Origin of the sequence: Sphingomonas sp. PP-CE-1G-424 (assembly GCF_004341085.1) — a bacterium.
In the GTDB taxonomy this organism is placed as follows: Bacteria; Pseudomonadota; Alphaproteobacteria; order Sphingomonadales; family Sphingomonadaceae; genus Sphingomonas.
Genome location: NZ_SLXW01000022.1, coordinates 1 through 6,714 on the forward strand (window position 1 = coordinate 1; position 6,714 = coordinate 6,714).

A 6,714-nucleotide genomic window follows, 5' to 3' on the forward strand; every position below is an offset into this window, starting at 1 on the left:
GCGACGGTCGCGGCGCCGGCCGCCAGATTGAGCGGGAACGGCAGGCTCTTGATCGCATTGACGACCGCCTCGGTCGCACCGACCGCGATACGCGCGACGCTGTTGGCGATCTTGGTGCCGGTCTCGATCGCATCCTGTGCGATCGCACGGACCGACAGCGCGAACTGGACCAGGCGGAATGCCTTCTCGGCGGTGGCCATCGCCTTGTAGCCGTCCGAGCCTTCCTTGAAGAACCCCTTGGCGGCCGACGCCATGTCGCCGAACGCGCCGATCTGCGCCGACGACGAGCGGATCGCGAACATTTCGTTCTCGCGATCGATGCGGGTCTGGTCGCCATGCGCATCGCGGATGGCAGCGGCGTGCGCTTCCTGGAGCTTGGCCTGGTCGGCGTAATAGCCGGTCATCACGGTGAGCGTATCGCCGATCGCCGTGCCGACGCTGCCGAATGCCTCCGACATGCCCTGCGCTGCCCGCTGCGCACTCTGATCGATCGTATCGAACAGGTCGGCCGTCGCGGTGAGCGAGGCGTTGTAGGCGTCCTGCTGCTCGGTCAGTGCCTGCTGACCAACCGCGATCTCGACCTGCTGCTTCACATACGCGTCGCGATCGGCCGGATTGAACTTCTGCGCCTCTTGCATCGCCTTCAGCGTGGCGAGCGCGCGGACGCGTTCCATATCGGTCGCGCCGATCAGCCGCTGCTCTTCGCGCAGCTCGGCGAGCCGATCGTTGCCGGTTGCCGTCGCCGAATTGAACTGCGCTGCGCGCTCCGACACGGTGAGCGCGTCACGCGCAGCGCGCTGGTCGGCCAGCGCCTGGGTAGCGCGCGCGGCCTCGGTGGTGAGACCCCGCGTGCGCGCCGCCTCGATCGCGGCGAGCAGCGGCAGATCCGCTATCTGATCCTTGACCAGGTCGGCCGCGCGCTCGGCGGGCACGAGGCCGGCCGCGACCTGCGCATTGACCATCATTTGCGCCGCGGCCTGGTCGCGCGCGCCGGCGGTCGACTTGGCGGCATCCGATACGCGCTGCGCGATCGCAAGGCGGACCTGACGGTCTACCGACGCTTCGATATCGGCCTGCTGCTTGATCGCCTTGCTCTCGGCTTTCACGCGCGCCTCGGCAATCAGCGCCGCAGCACCGGACACGCCATAGGCGTCGGCGAGCTTATACAGGTTGCGGATCTGCGCCTCGACCGCCTCGGCATCGCGCACGAGCGATTCGGCGTGGCGATCGACCGGCGTGGTCTTCGGCGTCCGGTCCGCCTTGATGGCGTTCGCCTTCTTGACCGCATTGGCCTGCGCATGGTCGATCGCATTCTTCGCAGAGTCGGCGACGAAGTCGTTCGTGCCCTTGATTACGGCTCCGGCGCCATGCGCATATCCCTTGCCGAAAGCAGTGCCGAGCTTGCTACCCGCGGTTGATACGGCCTCTGCGGCGTCGTCCCAGCCCATCGCCTTCAGGACCGGGCCCGCGAAGGTGCTGATCGCGCTACCGATCGACTTCAGCCACCCAGCGACGGTGTCGTAGATGGAGCTGAACGTTTGGGAGATGGCACTGCCCGCCCACGTCGCAGCTGCAACGACAGGCGCGAAAAAGGATGCGACTGCGGTCGCTGCGGCAGAAACATAGGCCGAGACCGACGTGGAGATGCTGCCCCACAGTTCTACGATCGCGGCGTAGGTGCCGGTGAACGTGCCGTAGATCGACGCGAGGAAGCCCTGAACCTGCTGCGCGTCGTTCGGCGAGAACAGGTAGTCCATGATCGACTTGCCCGAGCCGCCAGCGTTCATGCCGTCCGAGATCGTCTTCCAGACGCCGGCGACCATGTCGCCGGTCGTCACGGACACGTCGCCAAGCTTCTTCATCTCCTTGTGCGTCAACCCGAGGCCCTCGGCGAATTTCTTCATGCCGGCATCGTCATCGATCTGCTGTTTCCAGCGATACAGCGCGACGCCGGCAACGGATGCCACGGCGATCGCTGGTAGGAACGCGACCGCTAGCCCGCCGACCTCGGCAGCGAAGCCCTTCAGACCGCCCTCGGCCATCTGCGCGACCTGGAAGATCTGTGCGCCCTGCTGAATGAGGACCTGCATAGGCTTCTGACCGGTGAGCAATCCTTGCGTAATATCCGGCAGTTGGACCGCGATGTTCTTCAGCGCACCGCCGCTCTTGCGCATGGCTCCGCTCATCTCGTCATGCGCCTGCCCGACCTGACGAAGCCGGCCGGTCAGGACGTCCTGCTGACGTGCGTATTCAGCGGGAGCGGTCGCGCCGGCATGATACAAGCGCGTCGACTCGGCGATCTCCGCGTTGAGCCGCTTGGTCGCCGCGTACAGCGGATCCGTCGCGATGCGCAGCTGCTCGGCCGAGGCCGCGTCGGCAACCTGGGCGTCATGCGATGCCCGCACGACCGACGCGAGTTGAGCCTGTTCGCGGGTCAGTTGCTCGGCTGCCATGCTTTCGAGACGCATCGCGGCCGCATTGGCTTGGCGCTGGGCGATCTCATTCGCCGCCTGCTGCTCGTTATATTCGCGCGACTTGATCTTGGCGTGTGCCTGGAACTTCGCATAGGCAAGCTCCGCTTCCCGGACCGCCTGCGCCTCGAGCTCGACGGCTCGTGCCGCCATCTGCGCGGCGAGCACCTTCTGGTCCGCTGCGTCCTTGGCTTCCTGAGCGGCACGTCGCGCCGCCGCAAATTCCTTATCGTACAGCGCCGACTCTTCCGCGCGGATACGCTGCGCAAGTTCCGTCAGGCCCTGCTGCTCCGCCGCGGTCGCCTTGAACTCGGCATTCATCGCGCGGATCTCTTCCCGCGTCTTTCCGAACGTGCTGTTTTGCCGCTCGAGCTGCGCTACCATGCGCTCGCCGGCTTTCTCGACGCTCGCCATAGCGATGCGGGCCGTCTGAAGCTCGCGCGACGCGGCATTCCCGAATGCGACGATGTTCGACGTGCCACCAGAGACGTCGACCATGCCGCGGGTGGCGCGCTCGATCTTCGTCGCGTCGGCCAGGACCTTGGCCTCGGTCGAGTCCATTGCGGCCTGCAGCTGGATCAGCTCGCCGAACGACTCACCGGTATCGATGATGAAGCCGACTTCAAGTGCCGGGGAGGAATCGTCCATGGACATAAATCATCCTCCCCGGTCACTACCCCAGCAGCGCGCGCAGCTGGGCTTCCTCGATATCCAGCTCGCGCTGGGTCACAGGCGCCCGCCATGGCGGCGGGCAGTTCTCGCTTTCGGCACGGTGGCCCTCGGCGAGGTACGCTTTCGACAGATTGCGAATGAGCCGAGCCTCCCAGGGCTCGAGCTGGACACAGGTATTTTCCTGCCATGCGGCGATCTCTCGCCAGCTGAGCGGCACCGAACCCATCCCCGCCGCTTCGGTCAGGCCCATCTCGATCAGGTGACCGATGATATGGGGCGCCGGATTTGGCGGCATAACCGGATCGATCTTCTTCCGCTTCAGATCTTCCAACCGGCTCAACACTGCTCCGGCCGGTTCTTCTTTCCCGCGTCGACTACGGGCATCCGGCTTTGGCCTGGCGTGGAGCCAGGCCATCTGCCGGATGTAGAGGGTCAGGCCGCTTTCGACGCGGCGCTGAAGTTTCCCCAGTCACCCACGAACTTCGCCACCTGGCGGGTGATATGGCCGAGACCCTGGTTGGAATAGACGATGCGGGCCAGATCCTCACCGGTGACAGGCTCGGCCGCGCCTTCCGGCTGATATTCGAAATTCTCGAACGACGCCGTGAGGGCGGCGAGATCCTCGGCGGTTTCGGCAAGCCGTTCCTCAGGCGCCGCAGCGGTGATCTTGCCGTCGTTGTCCTGCATGCGCTTCAGCGTGCGGGCGTTCTGGCGGGACTCGACGACGCCGAATGCCTTCGAGCCCGGGCCATGCAGGTGGATGCGGACAGGCAGCGTGCGCTCGTCATCGGCGAACAGCAGCTCGCCGGCCGGGTTCTTCAGATGCAGGGCGGCGGTGGAGACGACGGCGAGCATTGCGATATTGAACTTCATGGGATTGATCCTTCGCGGGAGGATGGCGCACCAACCCGCCCCGCACCCGCGATAGCGAGGCGAGCTGGTGCAAAAGGAGCCGGCGTCGCGGGCGCCGGGAGGGGGGAAAGAGGTTAGGTCGCCGACTTGACGATCTTGGTGCAGATCTCGACCGTCGGCGCGGCCATCAGCATCGAGTCGGCGCCATCGGCGGTTTCCGGCGAGCCGAACGACCGGCCCTGGAAGTACCGCTTCGCGCCGTCCTGATAGGTGACGCAGAACGAATAGAGCTTCTGGGTCTCGTCGTCGGAGGCGGTCTGCAAAAGCGTCTGACCGGCGTCGAGGGCGTCGATCGCGATCGAGGGCTGCAGCGCGCCATAGTCGGCCGAGCCCTTATACTTCTGCTTTGCGCCCTTGAGCGGCTGGAACTCGACCTTGGCGAAGCTCGCGCCGAACGAGCCCAGCTTTTCGACCTGGCCGATGTCGACGAAGGTCAGGGCCTTGTAACCGGTCGAGTCCTGAGTGGCCGGCGCTGCGGCCGAGATACCGAGCGACGAGCCCGCTGCAGTCTGGGAACCCATAATCATGCTCCTAATGTCGTAACGCCAGCGCTGGCCGGCAGAGGATCGCCCGCCGGGCGGCGGGCGAGCGGGTTAGCTGGCGGTGCCGCTGGCCTTGCCGGCCTTCGCGGCGGGGGCCGCAGGCGCGTCTTCGGTGACCAACTCGACCAGGCCGGCGACGCGATAGTTTTCGAACTCGCCCGCCGGGAAATCGGTCGTGTCGCCCTTCGTGAAGCTGCGCTCCGTGCCGGCGTCGTTGAAATCGCGGGTAACGGTGCCGCGGATGGTCTTCTCTTCGGTATCGGCCATGATGGTCTCCTTGGGGTCAGGCGGGTGCGTCGAAACTGACGCGGAAATCTTGGGTCTGTTCGAAGGTGTTGCCGGGGCCGCGCGCGTCGGGGCCGCGGCCGGCGGTCAGCACCGAAACATTGGTGGCGCCGGCGTAGCTGCCGGTCCGGCCCGCGCAGGCCCTCACGGCGCGTTTGATCGCCGCCCTCTGCTGCTCATAAGTGTCGGCGCGCACGGTGACCGAGATGCGATCTATCGTTCGGACCGTCCCACCGCGTTTCAGCATCTGCTGCTCGACGCAGCTGACCAGGCGCACGAGCAACGCCGGCAACACGACTTGCTCTGGCAGCGCACCGGCCTTGATCTGTTCGGCCGCGACCAGCTCGGTCAGCGGCGCGTGAGCGAGCAGCAGCTCGCCGATGATATCGACACCGGTCATGCGTCATCGCCTTCCGGTTCGGCGCTGGCGACGATCCCCGACGGGGTCACATGCGCATTGATGTAGCTCTGCGCCGCGGCGATTGCGTCGGCGCCCTTGATATCGAGCGACGGCCGCAGGAACGGATGCGGCTTGGCGCCGGGGTGCCAGACGGTTTCGCCGACGAACTTGCCGCCGATGATCATCGTGCGTTTGTCCGAGGCGTTGATCCGGGAAACGCTTTTCCCGCCGCGCTCTTCTTTGGCGATCGTGATGAAATGGGCGTCGGTGCCGTATTCCAGCCAGTTGGCGATCGCTCGCCCCCAGCCCTTGCGCACCGTAATCTTGACGGTGATCCGGCCAGCTTCCGCCTTGCTGCGCATGACGAGCGCGTCGTCGACGTCGGACGAAACCGATCGCTCTTTCGCCTCGGCCAGGATGATCTTCCCGCCGGCGCGTGCCGCGCCGCGCAGAACCTTCTTTTCCAACTCGCCGGGCAAGCGCTTGATGAAGCGCCGGACCTCGGCACCGCCGCGGCTCGTCGCCATCAGCTGCGCGTCGCGCGAGGATTGTAATCCTCGACCATCAGCTCGGTACCGCCGCGCCGGCCGAGCTCGGCCGGCCCCGCGACGATCTGCATGATCCGATCGCCGAGCACGAGGCGCATGCTGGGGTCGATATCTTCCCGCCAGTACATGCGGACCCGCGCGGGTCGCGTGCTGGTGGTGAAACCACCCTCGAGCTGCTCGCCCCGGCTGGGCAGCTTGTCCTGGATGCCGACCCAGATCTCCTCGACCAGTTCCCATTCGTCGGCGCCGGCGCTGCCGAAGCTCGTGCTCGGCACCTTGCGCTCGAGGCGCACCAGGTCCTCCAGTTCGCCGGGACGAACGACGATCATCCGACCGACTGCGCCATGTAGCGGCCGATCATCGGGCGGAGCTGGTCGTCGGTGAGCTGCGGCGCTTCGCGGTTCACGAAGAAGTCCGACAGCGCGAGCTTCACGCAGTGGACCACCATGGCGGGCACCTGGTCGACCGTCGACCAACCGGCCGCGCCGACCAGCTCGCGGCCGAGGAAGCTCTCGATCCGCCCCTGCGCCGCGGGGATCAGCTCCAGGACCTGCGCGTCGGCGCTGCCGCTGACGCGCAGGAAGGCACGCGCAGCGGCGATCGTCAGCACGCCGCTATCGATCGCCGCCACGTCGACCATCGCTTAGGCGGCCGTCTTTTCGCCGGCCTTCGCCGGGGTGTGCTTATCGGCGATCTTGCGATCGACGAGATCCTTCTCGACGTCGGTGTCGAACTTGGCGACGTCGTCCTTGTTGTAGTGAGCGCCGACGGAGTGGGCGTGGTTGAACTTGACGGTCATGCTGGTCTCCAGATGCACCTCGGGCGGCCGAAGCCGCCCGAGGTGAGGTTGGTTGTGATGGACGGCGATCAGGCCGCAGGCGGGT

10 protein-coding genes are annotated in these 6,714 nt (G+C 66.2%); all 10 read right to left on the reverse strand.

Annotated features, from left to right (window positions below; translation table 11 throughout):
• Positions 1 to 3,119 (reverse strand): phage tail length tape measure family protein (locus C8J43_RS21590; RefSeq protein ID WP_165899734.1); only part of this gene is annotated, 3,119 nt, incomplete at its 3' end.
• A 25-nt stretch (positions 3,120 to 3,144) separates the two neighbouring features.
• A complete protein-coding gene (locus C8J43_RS21595) occupies positions 3,145 to 3,558 on the reverse strand; it encodes a hypothetical protein (RefSeq protein ID WP_243645736.1) in 414 nt (137 codons plus the stop codon).
• Positions 3,559 to 3,575: 17 nt separating this feature from the next.
• Positions 3,576 to 4,016: a hypothetical protein gene (locus C8J43_RS21600; protein ID WP_133032621.1), complete on the reverse strand. Its 441-nt coding sequence runs from the start codon at positions 4,014 to 4,016 to the stop codon at positions 3,576 to 3,578.
• A 113-nt stretch (positions 4,017 to 4,129) separates the two neighbouring features.
• The gene (locus tag C8J43_RS21605; protein ID WP_133032622.1) at positions 4,130 to 4,576 is read right to left on the reverse strand and encodes a hypothetical protein; all 447 of its coding nucleotides are present in this window, start codon (positions 4,574 to 4,576) and stop codon (positions 4,130 to 4,132) included.
• A 72-nt stretch (positions 4,577 to 4,648) separates the two neighbouring features.
• Entirely contained in the window at positions 4,649 to 4,864 is a 216-nt protein-coding gene (locus tag C8J43_RS21610) for a hypothetical protein (RefSeq protein ID WP_133032623.1), read from the reverse strand.
• Between the two features lie 16 nt (positions 4,865 to 4,880).
• Positions 4,881 to 5,282, reverse strand: a complete 402-nt coding sequence (locus C8J43_RS21615; RefSeq protein WP_133032624.1) for a hypothetical protein — start codon at positions 5,280 to 5,282, stop codon at positions 4,881 to 4,883.
• Positions 5,279 to 5,809 carry an HK97 gp10 family phage protein gene (locus tag C8J43_RS21620; protein WP_133032625.1) on the reverse strand — a complete coding sequence of 177 codons (531 nt, stop codon included), beginning with the start codon at positions 5,807 to 5,809 and terminating at the stop codon, positions 5,279 to 5,281. The genes C8J43_RS21615 and C8J43_RS21620 overlap by 4 nt, the downstream gene beginning before the upstream one ends.
• Positions 5,809 to 6,159 (reverse strand): head-tail adaptor protein, encoded by a 351-nt coding sequence (locus tag C8J43_RS21625; protein WP_133032626.1) that lies wholly within the window; start codon positions 6,157 to 6,159, stop codon positions 5,809 to 5,811. The genes C8J43_RS21620 and C8J43_RS21625 overlap by 1 nt, the downstream gene beginning before the upstream one ends.
• Positions 6,156 to 6,461 (reverse strand): head-tail connector protein, encoded by a 306-nt coding sequence (locus C8J43_RS21630; RefSeq protein ID WP_165899735.1) that lies wholly within the window; start codon positions 6,459 to 6,461, stop codon positions 6,156 to 6,158. The genes C8J43_RS21625 and C8J43_RS21630 overlap by 4 nt, the downstream gene beginning before the upstream one ends.
• 12 nt (positions 6,462 to 6,473) lie before the next feature.
• The coding region (locus C8J43_RS22105; protein WP_165899736.1) for a hypothetical protein at positions 6,474 to 6,714 on the reverse strand (241 nt) is incomplete at its 5' end.

Excerpts from the sequence above, each read along its gene's own strand:
- C8J43_RS21625 (WP_133032626.1), bottom strand. The coding sequence starts at position 6,159 with ATGATCGTCGTTCGTCCCGGCGAACTGGAGGACCTGGTGCGCCTCGAG.
- C8J43_RS21620 (WP_133032625.1), bottom strand. The coding sequence starts at position 5,809 with ATGGCGACGAGCCGCGGCGGTGCCGAGGTCCGGCGCTTCATCAAGCGC.
- C8J43_RS21615 (WP_133032624.1), bottom strand. The coding sequence starts at position 5,282 with ATGACCGGTGTCGATATCATCGGCGAGCTGCTGCTCGCTCACGCGCCG.
- C8J43_RS21600 (WP_133032621.1), bottom strand. The coding sequence starts at position 4,016 with ATGAAGTTCAATATCGCAATGCTCGCCGTCGTCTCCACCGCCGCCCTG.
- C8J43_RS21605 (WP_133032622.1), bottom strand. The coding sequence starts at position 4,576 with ATGGGTTCCCAGACTGCAGCGGGCTCGTCGCTCGGTATCTCGGCCGCA.
- C8J43_RS21595 (WP_243645736.1), bottom strand. The coding sequence starts at position 3,558 with ATGGCCTGGCTCCACGCCAGGCCAAAGCCGGATGCCCGTAGTCGACGC.
- C8J43_RS21610 (WP_133032623.1), bottom strand. The coding sequence starts at position 4,864 with ATGGCCGATACCGAAGAGAAGACCATCCGCGGCACCGTTACCCGCGAT.